The organism is Xanthomonas vesicatoria ATCC 35937, from assembly GCF_001908725.1.
In the GTDB taxonomy this organism is placed as follows: Bacteria; Pseudomonadota; Gammaproteobacteria; order Xanthomonadales; family Xanthomonadaceae; genus Xanthomonas; species Xanthomonas vesicatoria.
On the sequence record NZ_CP018725.1, the window covers coordinates 2505439 to 2523455 of the forward strand.

Annotated in this window: 14 protein-coding genes; 4 read left to right on the top strand and 10 right to left on the bottom strand. The window is 64.5% G+C overall.

Annotated elements, in window-relative coordinates:
- Positions 1-35: 35 nt before the first annotated feature.
- Positions 36-863 carry a ferredoxin--NADP reductase gene (locus tag BJD12_RS11020; protein ID WP_162096960.1) on the bottom strand — a complete coding sequence of 276 codons (828 nt, stop codon included), beginning with the start codon at positions 861-863 and terminating at the stop codon, positions 36-38.
- A gap of 35 nt (positions 864-898) precedes the next feature.
- On the opposite strand from BJD12_RS11020, the gene BJD12_RS11025 reads away from it, so the two are divergent.
- The 4 genes from BJD12_RS11025 to BJD12_RS11040 all read left to right on the top strand — a co-directional run bounded on the left by BJD12_RS11025 (position 899) and on the right by BJD12_RS11040 (position 4684).
- The gene (locus tag BJD12_RS11025; RefSeq protein WP_039422385.1) at positions 899-1894 is read left to right on the top strand and encodes an ABC transporter ATP-binding protein; all 996 of its coding nucleotides are present in this window, start codon (positions 899-901) and stop codon (positions 1892-1894) included.
- Positions 1891-2703, top strand: coding sequence for an ABC transporter permease (locus tag BJD12_RS11030; RefSeq protein WP_005989853.1), 813 nt, complete (start codon positions 1891-1893; stop codon positions 2701-2703). Before BJD12_RS11025 ends, BJD12_RS11030 begins: the two co-directional genes overlap by 4 nt.
- Positions 2703-3647 (top strand): 2-dehydropantoate 2-reductase, encoded by a 945-nt coding sequence (gene panE / locus BJD12_RS11035; RefSeq protein ID WP_005989852.1) that lies wholly within the window; start codon positions 2703-2705, stop codon positions 3645-3647. The genes BJD12_RS11030 and panE overlap by 1 nt, the downstream gene beginning before the upstream one ends.
- 521 nt (positions 3648-4168) lie before the next feature.
- Positions 4169-4684 carry a hypothetical protein gene (locus BJD12_RS11040; protein WP_005989851.1) on the top strand — a complete coding sequence of 172 codons (516 nt, stop codon included), beginning with the start codon at positions 4169-4171 and terminating at the stop codon, positions 4682-4684.
- A gap of 147 nt (positions 4685-4831) precedes the next feature.
- Here the strand turns inward: BJD12_RS11040 and BJD12_RS11045 are convergent, their stop codons facing one another.
- The 9 genes from BJD12_RS11045 to mgtE all read right to left on the bottom strand — a co-directional run bounded on the left by BJD12_RS11045 (position 4832) and on the right by mgtE (position 17731).
- Positions 4832-5239, bottom strand: a complete 408-nt coding sequence (locus tag BJD12_RS11045; protein ID WP_005989850.1) for an acyl-CoA thioesterase — start codon at positions 5237-5239, stop codon at positions 4832-4834.
- Positions 5240-5619: 380 nt separating this feature from the next.
- Positions 5620-5946 (bottom strand): thioredoxin family protein, encoded by a 327-nt coding sequence (locus BJD12_RS11050; RefSeq protein ID WP_005989849.1) that lies wholly within the window; start codon positions 5944-5946, stop codon positions 5620-5622.
- Positions 5918-6412: a flavodoxin gene (locus BJD12_RS11055; RefSeq protein ID WP_005989848.1), complete on the bottom strand. Its 495-nt coding sequence runs from the start codon at positions 6410-6412 to the stop codon at positions 5918-5920. The genes BJD12_RS11050 and BJD12_RS11055 overlap by 29 nt, the downstream gene beginning before the upstream one ends.
- 13 nt (positions 6413-6425) lie before the next feature.
- Positions 6426-7262 carry an ImmA/IrrE family metallo-endopeptidase gene (locus BJD12_RS11060; protein WP_042827724.1) on the bottom strand — a complete coding sequence of 279 codons (837 nt, stop codon included), beginning with the start codon at positions 7260-7262 and terminating at the stop codon, positions 6426-6428.
- 48 nt (positions 7263-7310) lie between these two features.
- Complete coding sequence (locus tag BJD12_RS11065) at positions 7311-8354, bottom strand: ribonucleotide-diphosphate reductase subunit beta (RefSeq protein WP_074052856.1); 1044 nt, start codon at positions 8352-8354, stop codon at positions 7311-7313.
- Positions 8355-8507: 153 nt separating this feature from the next.
- Complete coding sequence (locus tag BJD12_RS11070) at positions 8508-11009, bottom strand: ribonucleoside-diphosphate reductase subunit alpha (RefSeq protein WP_005989842.1); 2502 nt, start codon at positions 11007-11009, stop codon at positions 8508-8510.
- 1213 nt (positions 11010-12222) lie between these two features.
- Positions 12223-13266 (bottom strand): DUF475 domain-containing protein, encoded by a 1044-nt coding sequence (locus BJD12_RS11080; protein ID WP_039422155.1) that lies wholly within the window; start codon positions 13264-13266, stop codon positions 12223-12225.
- Between the two features lie 106 nt (positions 13267-13372).
- On the bottom strand, positions 13373-16081 hold the full coding sequence (locus BJD12_RS11085; protein WP_005994973.1) for a bifunctional acetate--CoA ligase family protein/GNAT family N-acetyltransferase: 2709 nt from the start codon (positions 16079-16081) through the stop codon (positions 13373-13375).
- A 282-nt stretch (positions 16082-16363) separates the two neighbouring features.
- On the bottom strand, positions 16364-17731 hold the full coding sequence (gene mgtE / locus BJD12_RS11090; protein ID WP_005994974.1) for a magnesium transporter: 1368 nt from the start codon (positions 17729-17731) through the stop codon (positions 16364-16366).
- Positions 17732-18017 lie beyond the last annotated feature (286 nt).

Genomic DNA, 18017 nt, shown 5'->3' on the forward strand with positions numbered 1-18017 from the left:
GCCGGTGCTATCGCTGCACCGCCCGAGCTGGACGCTCAGGTCTTCGACGGGGTCGGGCTGACGTACTTCTCGCGGCGGATCTGCGCATTCGTCAAACCGGCGGCCTTTAACGCCTCGACGCAGGTGTCCACCATGTCCGGGTTGCCGCACAGGTAGGCGATATCGGTCTGCACATCGGGCGCGAATTCGGGCAGATGCTGCTGCACATACCCGTGCCGGACATCGGCATGCGGCGCGGCAGGCAGCTCGCGCGACAGGCACGGCACGTAGCGGAACTGCGGGTGCGCATCGGCAAACGCGCGGAAATCGTCGCCGTACAGCAGCTCGGCCGGGGTGCGCGCGCCCTGCAGCAGCACCACCTGCACGCCACGGGAGGCGATCGCCTCGGCCAGCAACGGTAGCATCGACCGGTACGGGGTGACGCCCGTACCGGTGGCGATCAGCACGTAACGCTGGTTGACATCGCCCGGCGGCAGGCAGAAACGCCCGTAGGGGCCGCTGGCCTGCAGCTGGTCGCCGATCTGCAGGCCTTCGAACAGCGCCGTGGCCGAGCCCCCGGGCACAAAGCTCACCGCAATATCGACTGCCTCGCCTGGCCCAAACGCGTGGTCGTGGATGGTCGCCAGCGAATAGCTGCGCTTGGTCGGGGTGCCATCGGCGCCGTTGAAGTGGATCTGGATGAACTGCCCGGGCTGGAAATCCAGCGGCTGCCCGTCATCACGCACGAACTGGCAATGGGCCACGGTGGGCGCAATCATGCGCCGGTCGACAAGCTTGAGGGGGAATTGAACGGGCACGAACGTATTTGGGACAGTCTGTGATCGGGGCAAACCCCCATGGGCTTCTATAATAACGGGCTGCAACTCGCTGCGCCGGCACCCTGGCGCGAAGGACCATCTTGAATTCACCATCTCCCAGTGCGCCCGCCCTGCGCGTGTGCGATCTGCGCAAGACCTACGACAACGGCACCCAGGCACTCAAGGGCGTGTCGCTGGACGTGGTTCCGGGCGACTTCTTCGCCCTGCTCGGCCCCAATGGCGCGGGCAAATCCACCCTGATCGGCATCATCAGCTCGCTGGTGAACCTGTCCGGCGGGCAGGTGGAAGTGTTCGGCACCGACCTGGTCGCGCATCGCAGCGAGGCAATGCGCCTGATCGGCCTGGTGCCGCAGGAAATCAACTTCAACCTGTTCGAAAAACCCTTCGACATCCTGGTCAACTACGCCGGTTTCTACGGCATGCCGCGGCGCGAGGCCGAACAGCTGGCCGAAGTGGAACTGCGCCGCGCGCACCTGTGGGAAAAGGCCCAGGTGATGAGCCGCACGCTGTCCGGCGGCATGAAGCGCCGGCTGATGATCGCCCGCGCCATGATGACCCAGCCGCGCCTGCTGATCCTGGACGAGCCCACCGCTGGCGTGGATATCGAGATCCGCCGCGACATGTGGCGCGTACTCAAGGACATCAACGCCGCCGGCACCACCATCATCCTGACCACGCACTACCTGGAAGAAGCCGAGCACCTGTGCCGCAACCTGGCCATCATCAACCACGGCCAGATCGTCACCCAGGGGCCGATGCGCGAGCTGCTGGCCAAGCTCGACGTGGAAGGCTTCCTGTTCGACATCGACGGTGAACTGCCTGCCCAGCTGCCGGAAATCGAAGGCACCACGCTGACCGCCATCGACGGCCATACGCTGGATCTGGACATGCCGCGTGCGATGGACCTCAACCGCGTGTTCGCCGCACTGGGCGATGCCGGCATCCGGGTGCGCTCGATGCGCACCAAGAGCAACCGGCTGGAAGAATTGTTCGTTCGTCTGACCGGGCCCGGCGAGACCCTCGCCGACCCGGCCCCTGCTGCAGCGGCGCCCGCGCGCCCGGCAGGTCACCCATGAGTTCCCCGGAGCCCTCGATGTCCGCTGTTCCTGCCACCTCCCGCCAACGCAACTGGATTGCGCTGGGCACCATCGTGCGCCGCGAAGTGCAGCGCATCCTGCGCATCTGGGGCCAGACCCTGGTGCCGCCGGCCATCACCATGACGCTGTACTTCCTGATCTTCGGCGGGCTGATCGGCTCGCGCGTGGGCGACATGGGCGGCTACAGCTACATGCAGTTCATCGTGCCCGGCCTGGTGATGATGAGCGTGATCCAGAACAGCTACGGCAACATCTCATCGAGCTTCTTCGGCGCAAAGTTCGGCCGCCACGTGGAAGAGTTGCTGGTCAGCCCGATGCCCAACTGGGTGATCCTGTGGGGCTATGTGTCCGGCGCGGTGCTGCGCGGGGTGATGGTCGGGGCGATCGTGCTGATCATCGCCATGTTCTTCACCCCGGTGCGCATCCCGCATCCATTCGTCACGCTGACCACGGTGCTGCTGGGCGCGATCATCTTTTCGCTGGCCGGCTTCGTCAACGCGGTGTACGCCAAGAAGTTCGATGACGTGGCGATCGTGCCGACCTTCATCCTGACCCCGCTGACCTACCTGGGCGGTGTGTTCTATTCGGTGAAGTTGCTGCCCGGCTGGGCCGAGGCAGCCACGCATGCCAACCCGATCTTCTACATGGTCAACGCCTTCCGCTACGGCCTGCTCGGCAGCTCCGACGTGCCGATCTGGGTGGCCTACGCGCTGATGCTGGGCTTTGTCGCGGTGCTCAGCGCGCTGGCGCTGTGGCTGCTGCGCCGTGGCGTGGGGTTACGGAGCTGATGGCCATGCGCATCCTGGTCCTTGGCGCCGGCGGCACCGGCGGCTACTTCGGCGGGCGGCTGGCGCAGGCCGGCGTAGACGTCACCTTCCTGGTGCGCGAAGCGCGTGCGGCGCAGTTGCAGGCCGATGGCTTGCGCATCCGCAGCCCGCTCGGCGATGCACAGGTCGCGGTGACGCACGTCACCGCGCAGGCGTTGCCGGCACTGGTGGCGCAGCAACCGTTCGATCTGGTGATGCTCAGCTGCAAGGCCTACGACCTGGACAGCGCGCTTGAAGCGATTGCACCGGCCAAGGGCGAGCACACCACAGTGCTGCCCATCCTCAACGGCCTGCGTCATTACGCGGTGCTGGACGAGCGCTTCGGCGCGGCGCGCGTGCTGGGCGGGCTGTGCTTCATCAGCGCAGCCAAGGGCGCCGATGGCGAGATCCTGCACATGGGCAAGCCAGCGTCGATCACCTTCGGCGAGCGCGATGGCAACGCGGATTCCGCACGTGTGCAGGCGTTTGCGGCGGCGTGCACGCAGGCCGGTATCGACCATGTGGCCAGCACGCAGATCGCGCAGGAGCAGTGGATCAAGTACAGCTTCCTCACTGCACTGGCGGCGGCCACCTGCCTGATGCGGGCACCGGTCGGCGCGATCGTGGCCACCGATGACGGGCGTGCGTTGATCAACGGCTTGTACAACGAATGCCTGTGGGCCGCCGATGCGACTGGGCAATCGATTCCGGAAGGCGCACGCGCCAAGGCGCTGCAGACGCTGTTGCAGGTGGATTCGCCGTTGAAGGCATCGATGCTGCGCGATCTGGAAGCCGGCCAGGACGTGGAAGCGGCACAGATCGTCGGCGACATGCTCAAGCGCGTGCGCGAAACCGGCCGCAATGCACCGCTGCTGATGGCCGCCAATGTGCATCTGCAGGCGTATCAGGTGTTGCGGCATAGCTGATGGGGATGGCGGGCGGCTGTGCGCATGCGACGCATGCCTCGCCCCCATCCGCCCTTCGGGCACCTTCCCCCGCAAGCGGGAGAAGGGAGTGGTCGCTACCGCTGCATGACTGGCCGAGTGGGCTGCGTACTCCTACGCCGCTTGGCCCAGGCAGATCCTTCTCCCGCGTGCGGGAAAAGGTGGCGCAACGCGCCGGATGAGGGCGCGTCTGCTTGGCGTAGCCTGCGCACCGCCGCAGCGACCTCCTGACCACTCCTCCGTTTGCTCCCCGCAGACTTCTTCTCCCGCACGCGGGAGAAGGTGGCGCGAAGCGCCGGATGAGGGCGCGCTTGCTTGGCATAGCCTGCGCCGCCACAGCGCCCCCGGCCACTCCGCCGCTTGCTCCCCGCAAGCCTCGTCTCCCGCACGCGGGAGAAGGTGGCGCGAAGCGCTGGATGAGCGCGCGTCGGCTTGGCGTAGCCTTCGCACCGCCACGACGCCACGCACACGATGCTCTGCATCCCTCCATCGCCGTCATCATCATGAAGCTGCTCAGCCACTTGTTCCGTGCCGGTCACTTCGTGATCCTGGCGTTCTTCGTGCTGTGCGCGGCGGGGCTGGTGGGGATGGCCGGGCTGGAGTTGTGGCACGGCTTCACTCCCGGCGGGGACATGGTGGTGCGCGACCGCTTCAATGTGGTGCTGGAGGCGATCGGCCTGCTCACCGTGGCGCTGGTGACGCTGGAACTGGGCCAGACCATCTTCGAAGAAGAGATCCTGCGCGACGTCAAGGTCAGCGGCCCCACCCGCGTGCGCCGCTACCTGTCGCGCTTCTTCGTGGTGATCGTGATTGCGTTGGCGATCGAGACGCTGGTGTCGATCTTCGAGCTGATGCACGACGACCCGGCTAAGCTGCCGTATGCCGCGGCAGTTGGCTTGTGCGCAGCGTTGTTGCTGATCGCCTGGGGCGTGTTCGTCAAACTCAATCGCAGCGCCGAAGAGCTGGAACCCGAGGCGATGGAAGAAACCAAGCGCGAAGACCGCGAGGTCGAGGAATAATCGCGCCTGACAGGCAGTCGTTGGCGATCGTCCGATCTGCGCGCGAACCTGACGACGCAATGCAGTGCACGCGCGCACTTTTCGATTTCGAGTGCTGTCCGAGTTTATTTCGCGGCAGCACAGTCGTTCTTCTCAGCCGCTCTCAACCTAGTCAGCAGTCGTTGGCAGCGGCGGAACCGAGGTCGGCTTGCCGTCGGCGTCGAGCGCGATCATCACGAAGTGCCCGCGCGTGCACAGCTCGCGTGCGCCGCTGAGCAGGTCTTCGGCGATCAGTTCCACTTCCACCTTGATCGAGCTGCGCCCCACCGAGACCACGCGCGCGATGGTTTCCACCATCTGGCCCTGGCGGATCGGCAGCTTGAAATCCACCTGGTCCGAGCGCGCGGTGACGACCGCACGCCGCGCATAACGCGATGCGGCCAGAAACGCAGCCTTGTCCATCCACGCCAGCGCCTGGCCACCGAACAGCGTGCCCATGTGATTGGTGTGGTTGGGGAACACGATCTCGGCCATACGGGCTTCGATGGGTGGAGAGGTCTGCTGGCTGTCTGACATGCGGATATCCAAAGAGGGAGATGTGCGGCCGCTGCGTGCCGAAGCAATTGCAGCAGTCGGGCACGCACCGGAGATGCCTTCAAGCCGCAGCGGCGTCCGTCCGAACGTAGCGCTGCGGCTGTATCGCTGTCCGTCGTGCCGATGCCGGCGCAAATGTGCGTTTGAGTAATGCTGCCGGCTCCACGACATCGACCGACGACCGGCATCCTGTGTGGCTGACGCCCACGCACTACAGTGCGCGGGCGGTTTTTCCGAGAAGCCATCGGGGCCTGCGCCGCTCCTACGAGAGCGCTGACATTACGTCGTCGCTCGCTTGGCGATACGGCGGCGTGTACCGAGATCTTCGATGACGCGCATCGAAGATGATTTATATCGACAACTCAGAGGCTGCTCTTGACCGCCGCTTCGACCTGCGCCGGCGACTGGAAGCCCGGCAGACGCGTCACTTCGGCGCCGTCCTTGAACAACGCCAGGGTCGGCGTCTGCCGCAGGCCCAGCTCGCGGAAGAAGTCTTCGCCCACAACCTCCAACTTCACCTTAAGAAGTGCAACGCCTGCGGCGTCCTCGCTCGCGGCGAACTTGTTTAGCGACATGTCGAGCATCTTGCAGCCCGGGCAATTGTCCTTGTAGTAGTCGACCAGCAAGCGCGGATGCGCGGCCAGGGCAGCGGCGTAGTCGTCAGGGGTGGTGGCGTGGAGCGTCTGCATGGGAGGTGTTCTCGAACGGTGTATCGGTGAGGGCAAGAATGTGGTCGGTCCAGCGCTGGATCTTGGTGGCGTCGCGTTCGCCGTGGGGCATCTGTTCGATCTCCAGCCGCGGGTAGCGCGTGCCGAAGAACGCAGCGATGCGGCGGGCCGCACCGCAGTAGTTCTCTTCGCCCCACTGGGTCTCGCCGGTACCGAACACCGCCAGGCGCTCCGGCTTGCCGACCGCGGCAACGAGTTGTTCGATGAAGCGCTTCATCTCCGGCGGCGTACGCCCGGCGTTGATGCTCCAGCTGCCGAGGATGTAGAGATCGTGTTCGGCACCATCCGGGCAGGCCTGCGCCAGCGTCTGGATGTCGGCATCGATCCAGGTTACCGCGTGGCCTTGTTCCTCGCAGCGCGTTTGGATTGCACGCGCGACATCGCGGGTGTTGCCGCTTAACGAGGTGTGGGCGAGGAGAATGCGCATTTCGGAGAAGCAATTACGAGATAACGAGTTTCAATTCTTCAAGACGAATGGCCATTGCTTCGATGCTGACCCCAAAAGACTCGGACAACGATACGAAGTGGGATCCGTTGTAATAAGTCGAACTCGCAAGCCTCCTAGAGACGTGACGGAGAGTCGGAAGAGCTTCGATCACTTCGAAAATAGGCTTACTCAACAAAGCAAATGCGGTCTGCTCATCCAGGGCGAAAACACCCAGAAAGCGCGATTTAAATTCTTCAGTGAGAAGTTTTTCTGGCAGCAAAAAGTAGGTCGCGAACTTATCCGCTTCGAGCTCGGTCCGACTGCGCGCCTGCCGAGCTCCGTCTAACGGCTGATCCCGATGTAACCCATTTTGATCGGGATGAAGAATCGCGTGGCCGATCTCATGAGCCGCAGTGAAACGCATGACTCTCGGGTCAGCATCCGTTGCGATTTTGATGGATCGGGCCGATTGATCAATTACGCCCGCGACCGAAACTCTGCGGCGGCCGCTGGCCATACAGCCAAGACTAGAATGAAGGGTGAGCTCGAAGTCCAGCAGCTCCGCGGCAAGCTGCGGGTCTAATACGTCAATCGGGTGCACATTTTGACTCAACCCGAGTTCCGTCCGCTTCTTCCAAATCGCGCGTTGCAACTCCTTAGCCTGTGCCTCTATCGACTCAAAGCTATGGCTTTTCTTCGTAGAGAACGTCTTTCCGTCCAATCTCGCAAAACGATATCGATTCAGATCATTACCCGCTTGCCAGCACTCTTCAATTTCTTCCATGTGCGCGTACGGGTTCTGCAGCCGCATGCGACTAGACGAGATGCGTGGATCCAATCGCTTGCTCATGGTGCCCCCGTACTAAGTGGAATTACTGAGAGGTGCTGAAGTTCCGCGTCAGAGATCGTCGAAGCCGTTATCTGAGTTGGTCTTCTTGTACGACGCATTCCGCATCTCGAAGAAGTCGGTCTTGGTCTCGGTGAAGTTGTCGGCGTAGGCCTTGATCCAGGGCATCACGTTGTCGTTGGCGCCTTCGTACAGCTTTTCGATGCCTAGCATGCCGGCCATCTTGTTGGCGCGGTACTTCACGTAGCGGATCATCTCGTCGACGTCGATGCCGTCGATGCCGTCCAGCACTTCGGCCGTCCACACCGTTTCCAGGTCGATCGCGTGCTCGAACGCCTTGTGCACGTAATCGGTGAGTTGGTCGCCCTGCAGCGCCTGGTTCTCGCCGATGATGGCGCGAATCAGCTCACTGATGAACTTCGAGTGCGCCAGCTCATCGCGGTTGATGAAACTGATGATCTTGCCGGTGCCGGTCATGCGGTTCTGGCGCACCAGATTGTAGAAATACGCAAAGCCGGAGTAGAAGTTGATGCCTTCCAGGATCGAGGACTGGATCAGCGCGCGGATCAGCGTTTCGGCCGTCTTGTCGCGCATGAAGTCTTCGTAGGCGCCCATGATCGGCGCATTGCGCTTGATGATGGTCGGGTGCGTGCGCGCGATTTCGAACACGCGGTTCTGGTCGGCCAGGCCGGTGATCGAAGCCAGCACGTAGCTGTAGCTCTCGTTATGGATCACTTCCTGCTGGCCGATGATCGCAGCATTGGCATGCGCGGCCGGGTCGGTGATGTATTCGGCGACGTTATAGATGAAGCGTGTCTGCGGCGAATCCAGCGTGGCCAGCAAGCCGATGATCGAATCGTAGGCGTTCTTTTCGCGCGACGACAGCTCGTTGTACTGGCGCGCGTCGCCCTTCATGTCCACTTCGTCAGGGATCCAGAAGTTGGTCGACAGTTCCTTGTACGCCCGATAGAAGGACGGGTACGGGATGTCGTTCCAGTTGAGGATGCCCGAGGTCTGACCGTTGATGATGCTGGTCGAACGGTTCGGGTGACGCGGCTCAAGAATTTTGATGCGTTCAAGCGGTGTTGCGGACAGGGCCATGGTTCTTTCTCGAATTTCACTGCGCCAATCACGGCGCTATACGTGCTGGAGCAAAGCCCCCTGAGTCAGGGGGCGCGCCGAAGGCGCGGGGTGTGGGAGCTGGTGAAGCAGGGTCCACGGTTCGCAACGCGAACCGTGGAATGCGCTTTAGCTCGAACACCACTCACATTCGCTGATGTCGATATCGTTGGAACGCACGTAGTACGTGGTCTTCAAGCCTTCGCGCCAGGCCGTCATGTGCAGGTCCAGCAACGTGCTCGCACGAATGGTGCTGGGCACGTAGAAGTTGAAGCTGATCGACTGGTCCACGTGACGCTGGCGACGCGCGTTCTGGCGCACGCTGGCGAACTGGTCGACCTTGTAGGCGCCCTTTTCGTAGTACGGCCAGGTTTCCAGCGACAGGCCGGGCGCGGCGACCGGACGACGGAAGTCCTTCTTCTCTTCGTAGTAGAACGCGCTGTAGATCGGGTCGATCGAGGCGGTGGAGCCGGCGATCTGCGCGGTGCTCATGTTCGGCGCCACGGCCAGCATCCACGCATTGCGCACGCCATTGACCGACACCTGCGCCGACAACTCCAGCCACTGCGGGCTGTTGTAGTCACGCGCACGGAAGTACTCGCCGTTGTGCCAGTCGCTGCCGCGGAACACGCTATAGGTGCCCTTTTCCTTGGCCAGTTCCATGCTCGCCTGGATGGTCAGATAGTTGATGCGCTCATACAACTCGTCGCTGTAATCCTCGGCTTCCTTGGCGTTCCAATGAATGGCCTTTTGCGCGAGCAGGTGGTGCCAACCGAAGGTGCCAAGACCAATGGCGCGGTACTTCTGGTTGGTGATGGTGGCCTGCGGCACGGGGAGCTGATTGAGATCGATCACGTTGTCGAGCATGCGCACCTGGATCGGGATCAACCGCTCCAGCACGTCGGCGCCCAGCAGATCTGCCTGGTCGTCCTGCGCGATGATCGCGCGGCCCAGGTTGATCGAGGACAGGTTGCACACGACGAAGTCGCCCGCCTTCTTGGTGGTGACGATCTGATTGCCGCTGATGATCTCCTGCATCATCCGCGTCGGGCTCATGTTCTGCAGGATCTCGGTGCACAGGTTGGACGAATAGACCATGCCCTCGTGCTTGTTCGGGTTCTTGCGATTGACTTCATCGCGATAGAACATGAACGGGTTGCCGGTTTCCAGCTGGCTGACCATGATGCGCTTGAAGATTTCGATCGCCTTGACGGTCTTGCGCGTGATGCGCTCGTCGGCAACGACTTCTTCGTACTTGCGACGGAAGCTGCTGTTAGCGTCGCCCTTCTTCTCGTCATAGAAGTCCTGCAGGTACCAGCCCTTGATCCGCTTCACTTCGTGCGGATCGAACAGGTACCAGTCGCCGCGGCGCTCGACCGCTTCCATGAACAGGTCGGGGATGCACACCGAGGTGAACACGTCGTGCGCACGCAGGCGCTGGTCGCCGTTGTTCAGGCGCAAATCCAGGAACGACTCGATGTCGCGGTGGAAGATGTCCAGGTAGACCGCGATAGCGCCCTTGCGCTGGCCCAGCTGGTCCACCGACACCGCAGTGTTGTTGAGCTGCTTGATCCACGGCACCACGCCGCCGGACGAATTGGACACGCCGCGGATCGCCGAACCCGACGAGCGCACATAGCCCAGGTACGCGCCCACGCCGCCGCCGTGCTTGGACACGCGCGCCACGTCGGTGTTGGAGTCGTAGATGCCCTGCAGGCTGTCGTCGACGGTGTCGATGAAGCAGCTCGACAGCTGGCCGCCGACCTTACCGGCATTGGCCAGCGTCGGCGTTGCCACAGTCATGTACAGGTTGGACAGCGCCCAGTAGGCCTCGCCCACCAGCTGCATGCGGCGCTCGCGGCTGCCCTTGCCGGTGCCGATCTCATCCTGCATCAGGTACAGCGCGATGGTCAGCCAGCGCTCCTGCGGCAGCTCGAACACACCGCGCGAGTTGTCGGTGGCGAGGTAACGCGTGGCCAGCAGGTACAGGCCGTTATAGGCGAACAGCTTGTCGCGCTCGGGCTCGATCATCTTGCCGGCTTCGATCAGTTCGTCCTTGGAATAGCGGCGCAGGATGTCGTTGGAATAGACATTGCGGTCGGCCAGGCTTTCCTGCAGGCCGACGAACGAGCCGTACTTCTGGCTGGCGTCGTAGAAACGGTTGCGGCTGGCGCGCTTGTACAGGCGGCGCAGGTACAGACGCGCAGCGAAGTGCTCCCATTCCGGGGTGGTCAGATCGACGCGGGCTTCGGCCTCGCGGATCAGGTGGTCGACCAGGTCGTCGGCGTTGACGCTGTCCTTGCGCTCGACAAAGCCGAACACCGAGCGTTTGTAGTCGGCCACGTCCAGCTGCGGGAACTCGGCATGGATCTGGTCGATCGCGCGATTCAGGCGCTCGGCCTCGAACGGAATCTTGCGGTTGCCGGCTTCCTTGGTGATCCAGGTGGAGACGGTTTGTTCTTCGATGGTCTGTGCGTGCATTGCAATGGCTTGGCGGGGGGGCGGCACGACGTCCGACGGGTCGGTCAACTCCGGCGCGCCACAACCGGGTGCACCGACACTGGCCGGAGCGCTGGGGGTGGTGGCTAAGGTACCGGCGGCGATCGCGGCAAGGGTGTCGTTGGTGGTCATGCGTCCTCCATGCGTAGGCACACGAACCCGTTCGGGGACGGGCTGCGACCGGTTCCGGACTCCCTGGACAGCGATGGCGGTGCGGGACGACCAGCACGCACGACATGAAGTCTGCGGCGGCATCGCCATCACCAGCCATCTCCTCACCGGAGATTCCACGGCCGCCACCGCGCGGTGTGCTGTCGCGTGGTGGTCGGTGGCGAAACAACCGCGGCACAACAGGACCACGCCGCCAACTCCAGGCAACGCCCGGATGGCTGTAGTCATCGTTGCGACTGCGGCAGGGAGACCATTTCGACCGCGACACTGCCGCGATACGTGCTCCCACTGGTCCGGCCGCCTTGTGCGACCAACCACCGACTCCCCCAAGATAGTGGGGTGCCGGTGAGGGGTCAACACCAAATGTGGGAAAAACCCGCAAACCCTTGTGGCGCAAAGCACTGTCTGACGAACGGTCATCTGGAGGGCGCGAACCCGTCCAAGTGGACTGCGCAGTCAAGGCCCAAACCGGCATTTTTGCCAACCAGTTGGGTCCGGTTGGGTTGGCTGCGACACGCATCGATGCTGAAGCCAGTCACAGTTGGCCGTAAGTGCGTCAGGCGGCACCGCACGCCTGGCGCGCCGCTCCGACGCCGGCCCACCCAAGCTGCGGAAGCAAATTCACCACTGCCGAATCCAGGTGCGCGCCGCCGCTCTATAATTGGCGTTGCGGTCGAGGGCCCTGCAGCAAGAACTCGCAGCGTCGAGGGCGCGGTGCCCTCACCGCTTGCGGGACACGCCGTGAACCCATCCCTGGAGGCTCGGTGGCGGCATCCATGCCGCCACACGGTCCGCAAGCGGCGAGGACACCGCACCAGACAGTTGGTGGGCGCTCATCTGAAAGCTGCCTGTAATGCGTGTGCATCAGACCTGGAGCCAATGCTTCACGATCGAACAAGGCGCATCCGGCACTGCTCTTACGTTGCGTACCGACCATCTCGACGGGTCCTTGCCCGCTCACCGTCGCGGGACCTTACGCGGCATGGATGCCGCGCCAGAGCCTACAGGGACGTACTTGCGGCGTGTCCCGCGATGGTGGGCGGGCAAGGGCACTGCAGCCAAGCCACAGAAGTCGCGGCACCCATTCGCCAGCAGCACCCGACCTATCGCTACGAAGGCGCTGTCAGGCCGCTCTCAGGTGACAGCATTAGACCCTGAGCACAGCAGTGCAACATCAAATCTCGGTCGGACCGAGATGGTGGCGCTTGCGGTAGCGGATCGACGACCACACCGAGGCGGCGATGAAGGCCACGCCGATCAGGCCGGTCAGCACTTCCGGCACGTGGTAGACGGTGCCCACCAGCATGATGATCGCCAACACGCCGATGGCGTAATGGGCGCCGTGCTCCAGGAACACGAACTCGTCCAGGGTGCCCTTGTGCACCAGGTAGACCGTCATCGAACGCACGAACATCGCGCCGATCGCCAGGCCCAGCATGATGATGACCACATCGCGGGTGATCGCGAACGCGCCGATCACGCCATCGAACGAGAACGACGCGTCCAGCACTTCCAGGTACAGGAACGCGGCGATGCCCGAGCGCTTGGCCGGGCCCATGCTGCCGTCTTCGCTTTCTTCGGACTCGAACAGGGCATCCACGCTGCCCACCAGCAGATACAGCAGGATGCCGCCCAGGCCTGCAAACAGCACGCTCTGGAAGATCGCCTCGGGCAGGAACAGCTTGGTGCACAGCAGGACCGTCACCGCCACGATCACCGACATCGCGTCGGCCTTGCCCAGCTTGCCGACCAGCCGTTCCACCGGGCCGAGCCAGTGCAGCTTGCGCTCCTGGTCGAACAGGAAGTTCAGGAACACCAGCAGCAGGAACATGCCGCCGAAGGCCGCGATGGACGGGTAGTTGTCGGTCAGTACCTGGCTGTAGCGTTCCGGCTCCTTGAGCGCCATCTGCATCACCGGTACCAGGCCCATGCCAGTGGCCACCGACACGATCACGATCGGGAATACCAGGCGCATGCCGAACACCGCGATCAGGATGCCCACGGTGAGGAACAGCTTCTGCCAGAACGCGTTCATGTGCTTGAGCACGCCGGCGTTGACCACCGCGTTATCGAACGACAGCGACACCTCCAGCACGCTCAGCACCAGGCATAGCCACAATGCCTGCCACAGGCCCATGGAGGTGGTGTGGCCCCACCAGGCGGCGACGCCCAGGCAGACGGCGGCGACCAACAACGACATTCTGAACTCGCGAAACATTGACACTCCCAGGCGGGCCGAGACGACAGCCGGAGCAACGGGCCAGGGCAAGGCCTGGCAGATCCGGCGTGCGGTGGAGGATGGGGGACCGCGGCGTGACGCAACGTCAGGCCGGGCGCGGCTCGCCCATTATAGGGAGTGTCACGGCCATCAGGGTCGCATCGTCCGGATCCGGGCGCACGCCAAAGCCCAGGCTCTGGCACATCGCCAGCATGGTGCGGTTCTCGCGCAGCACCTGGCCTTCGATCTGCTTCAGGCCCAGCCAACGCGCGTACTCGATCATGATGCGCATCAGCTGCCAGCCGATGCCGTGGCCCTTGAGGTCGGAGCGGATCAGGATGCCGTACTCGCCACGTTCGTAGTCCGCATCAGCGTGCAGGCGCACCGCGCCCAGCATGTCGCCGGTCTTGGGGTCGATGGCCACCAGCGCGATCGAGCGGGCGTAGTCGAGCTGGGTCAACCGCGCGATGAATTCGTGGCTGAAATGCTTGACCGACTGGAAGAAGCGCAGCCGCAGGTCTTCGTCGGTGACCCGCGCAAAGAACGCGCGGAACAAGGCGTCGTCTTCCGGGCGCACCGGGCGCACCAGCGCATGGGTGCCATCGCCCAGCCCGATCTGGCGCTCCCATTCCTTCGGGTACGGAAAGATCGCAAAGCGTGGATGGCCGCGGCCCTTGTGCAGCTTGCGCGCTGGCGCCACCGCCACGCGCGCGTCCAGCGCAATCACCCCATCGCGGTCGGCCAGCAGCGGGTTGATGTCCAGCTCGGTGATTTCGGGAATGTCGGCCGCCAGCTGCGCCAGCTTGACCAGCACCAGCGCCACCGCGCGCTCGTCGGCGGCCGGCACGTCGCGGTAGGCCTTGAGGATGCGCGAGACGCGGGTGCGGCCGATCAGCTCGTGGGCCAGACGCAGGTCCAGCGGCGGCAAGGCCAGTTCGCGGTCGTTGATGACTTCCACCGCGGTACCGCCGCGGCCGAACACGATCGCCGGGCCGAACACCGGGTCGTCGGCAATGCCGGCAATCAATTCGCGCGCCTTGGGCCGCAGCACGGTGGGCTGCACGATCACCCCTTCGATGACCGCGTTCGGCAGCGCGGCGCGGGCACGCGCCAGAATGCCGGAAGCAGCCTCGCGCACCGCCGCCACGCTGGACAGGTTCAGGCGCACGCCATCCACATCGGACTTGTGCGCGATCTCGCTGGACAACACTTTCAAGGTGACCGTGCGCCCCATGGCCAACAACGGGTCGGCCAGCAACGCGGCATCATTGGCAGTGGCGGCCACCTGCAGCGGCACGATCGGGATGCCGTAGGCGGCCAGCAGCCGGTTGATCGCGACCGGATCCAGCCAACGGCGACCAGCGGCCAAGGCTTCATCAACCACCGCGCGCGCGATGCCGGCATCCACCACGAAGTCTTCCGGCAGGCTGGGCGGGGTTTCCATCAGTGCCGCCTGCGCCTCGCGGTAACGCACCAGATGCGTGAAGCCGCGCACCGCGTCCGATTCGGTGGCGTAGGTGGGCACGCGCGCGGCATTGAGCGCAGCGATCGCCGCATCGTCCTGGCCCAGCCACACCGCAAACACCGGCTTGTCGCGCTGGTAGCGGTTGCGTTGCTCCAGCGCGCGGGTCAGCGCCTTGGCGGCGTCGGCCGAGGAGGTGAACGCGGTGGGCACGTTGACCACCAGCAGCGCGTCGTTCTCGGGGTCGTCCAGCAACGCTTCGATCGCCGCGGCATAGCGCGCGCCATCGGCGTCGACAATGATGTCCACCGGGTTGCTGCGCGACCAGCCTTCGGGCAGTGATTGATCCAGCCGCTCCAGCGTCTTGGCCGACAGCTCGGCCAGGGTACCGCCGCGCAGCACCAGTTGGTCCACCGCCAGCTGCCCCACCCCGCCGCCGTTGCTCAGGATGGCCAGCCGCCGGCCGGGAAAACTGCCCAGCCGGCCCAGGGTTTCGGCTGCGGCGAACAACTCATCCAGCGCGCCGACGCGCAGCAGCCCGGCACGCGCGAACGCGGCGCCGTACACCGCATCCGAGCCGGCCAGCGCCTGCGCATGGGTGTCGGCATTGGGGTTGATGCGGAACTGGCGTCCCGATTTGACCACCACCACCGGCTTGGCGCGCGCGGCGGCACGTGCGGCCGACATGAACTTGCGCGCATCGCCGATGCGTTCGACGTAAAGCAGGATCGCGCGGGTGCGGTAGTCGGTGGCGAAGTAGTCGAGCAGGTCGCCGAAGTCCACATCCAGCGTATCGCCCAGCGACACCACTGCCGAAAAGCCGACCGAGCGTGCCACGCCCCACTCCACCAGCGCCGCGGCAATCGCGCTGGATTCGGAAATCAGCGCCAGATCGCCGGCCTGCGGGCAATGCGCGGCGATGCTGGCATTGAGCCGCGCATGCGGGGCGATCACGCCCAGGCAGTGCGGGCCAAGGATGCGCATGCCCTTCGCCCGCGCCGAGGCTTCCATGCGCGCGGCCGGCGAGCCGGGGCCGCTGCCGAGGCCTGCGGTGAGGATGATCGCCGCGGCCACCCCGCGCCGTGCGGCGATGGAGACGATGCGCGGCACGATGCGCGCCGGCGCGGTGATCACCACCAGGTCGGGGACCCACGGCAGATCGGTCAGGCGCGCCACCGTGCGCACGCCGTCGATCTCGCTATAGCGCGGGCTCACCCAACCGATCTGCCCCGGGAATCCGGCCGCGCGCAGATTACGCACCACCGCGCGCCCGGCCGAGCGATCGCGCGGGCTGCCACCGACCACCGCCACGGTGCTGGGGCGGAAGACCTGTTGCAGGTGATAGGTACTCATCGTGCGGGGGAGAACACTGCCATCGCGCTACGGTACACGCACTGATGGTTCCAGGCATGGCGTGCTGTGCAACACGCCTGTGTCACGCCCGGGCGACCAGCCGCAACAGAGGGTGCACAGGCCTTGCTGATTCGGCGATGCGCCATGCCGAACCACCCTGATGCGCCAAGGACGCAGTCATCGAGGTCCGTGCGTAGCGCGCAGAGATCATCCTGACGAAACCCTCCACGTCCCACCTAGATGGACGCCTGGCGATTGCTCGCCAGGCCTCCGGGGTACCGCTTACAACAACGTGCCACTCAAGATCGCCGCGGCAATACTGAAATAAATCACCAGCCCGGTGACATCCACCAGCGTGGCGACGAACGGGGCCGACGCACTGGCCGGGTCGAAGCCGAGGCGTTGCAGCACGAACGGCAGCATCGAGCCGGAGAGCGAACCGAAGGTGACGATGCCGATCAACGCCGCACCGATGGTCAGCGCCACCATCTGCCAGTGCGGGCCGTAGTCGTACAGGCCGGCGGTCTGCCAGATGGTGATGCGCACGATCGCCAGGATGCCCAGGATGGTGCCCAGGGTGAGGCCGGTGGGCAGCTCGCGTAGCGCCACCTTCCACCAGTCGCCCAGGCGGATTTCGCGCAGCGCCAGCGAGCGGATCAGCAGCGAGGTGGCCTGCGAGCCGGAGTTGCCGCCCGAGCTCATGATCAGCGGAATGAACAAGGTCAGCACCACCGCCTTGGACAACTCGTCCTCGAAATGCTGCATGGCGCTGGCGGTAAGCATTTCGCCCAAAAACAGCACGCTCAGCCAACCGGCGCGCTTTTTGATCATCTGACCGAAGCCAATCTGCATGTAGGGCTTGTCCAGCGCTTCCATGCCGCCGAACTTGTGCACGTCTTCGGTGGATTCGGCGATCAGTGCGTCGAGCACATCGTCCACGGTGACGATGCCCAACACGTGCCCGCGCACATCCACGACGGGGATCGCGAGCAGGTCGTGGCGACGGATCAGGCGCGCGACTTCTTCCTGGTCCAGTGCCGGGTCCACGGTGACCGGCGGATTGACCTGCGCCACGTCCAGGATCGGTGCATCGTCTGCGCCGGTGATCAGCCGGCGCATGGTCACCACCTGCGTGAGTACGCGGCTGTGTGGGTCGAGCAGATAAATGGCGTAGACGGTCTCGCGGCTGCGCTCCACTTCGCGGATGTGCTGCAAGGTGCGGCCTACTGTCCAGTCGGCCGGCACCGCCACGAACTCGGTGGTCATCAGCGCGCCGGCGGTGTTGGGCGGGTAGCGCATCAACGCCTGGATCGACAACCGCGCTTCGGCACTGAGCAACCACAGCAGCGGCTGCCGCTGCTCGGCATCCAGGCCATGAAAGATGTCGGTGGCGCGGTCGTCGGCCATCTGCCCGAGCAACGAAGCGGCTTGCTCGGCCGGCAGCAGGCCGACCAGTGCGCTGGCATCGCGCAGCTCGGGTTGCTCGAGCAGCTTCACCGCACGCGGCGGCGGCAACGCGGCCAGCACTTGGGCGGCATCATCGCGATCGAGGGTGTTGAGAAATTCCACCGCATCGGCCGTGTTGAGCTCGGCCAGGGGTGCGGTCAAGGCATCGACGCCTTGGGCAAGGCGCAGGGTTTCGTTGTGCATGAGGTTCGCCTGGTGACGACCGTCGTCGATGACAGCCGGCGAACCTGAGCCTCAGGCGCGCGCCAGCTGGGTCATCGACCCGGGTCTAGGGTGACTGTCGCTGGACATGAGAAAGGGCTCCGAAAGGTGCGCACCGCCCGGTGATCCGGGTGACGGCGCGGCGCAGTCTGCGCTCCTGCGTGGGCTTGGTCAATGCCCTGCGCACCCCCTGCTCAGGGAGCATCCAGGCGGACGCCACAGCGCAGCTTTCGCCATATCGGCAGCAACTGCATTGCCGCGAGAACCG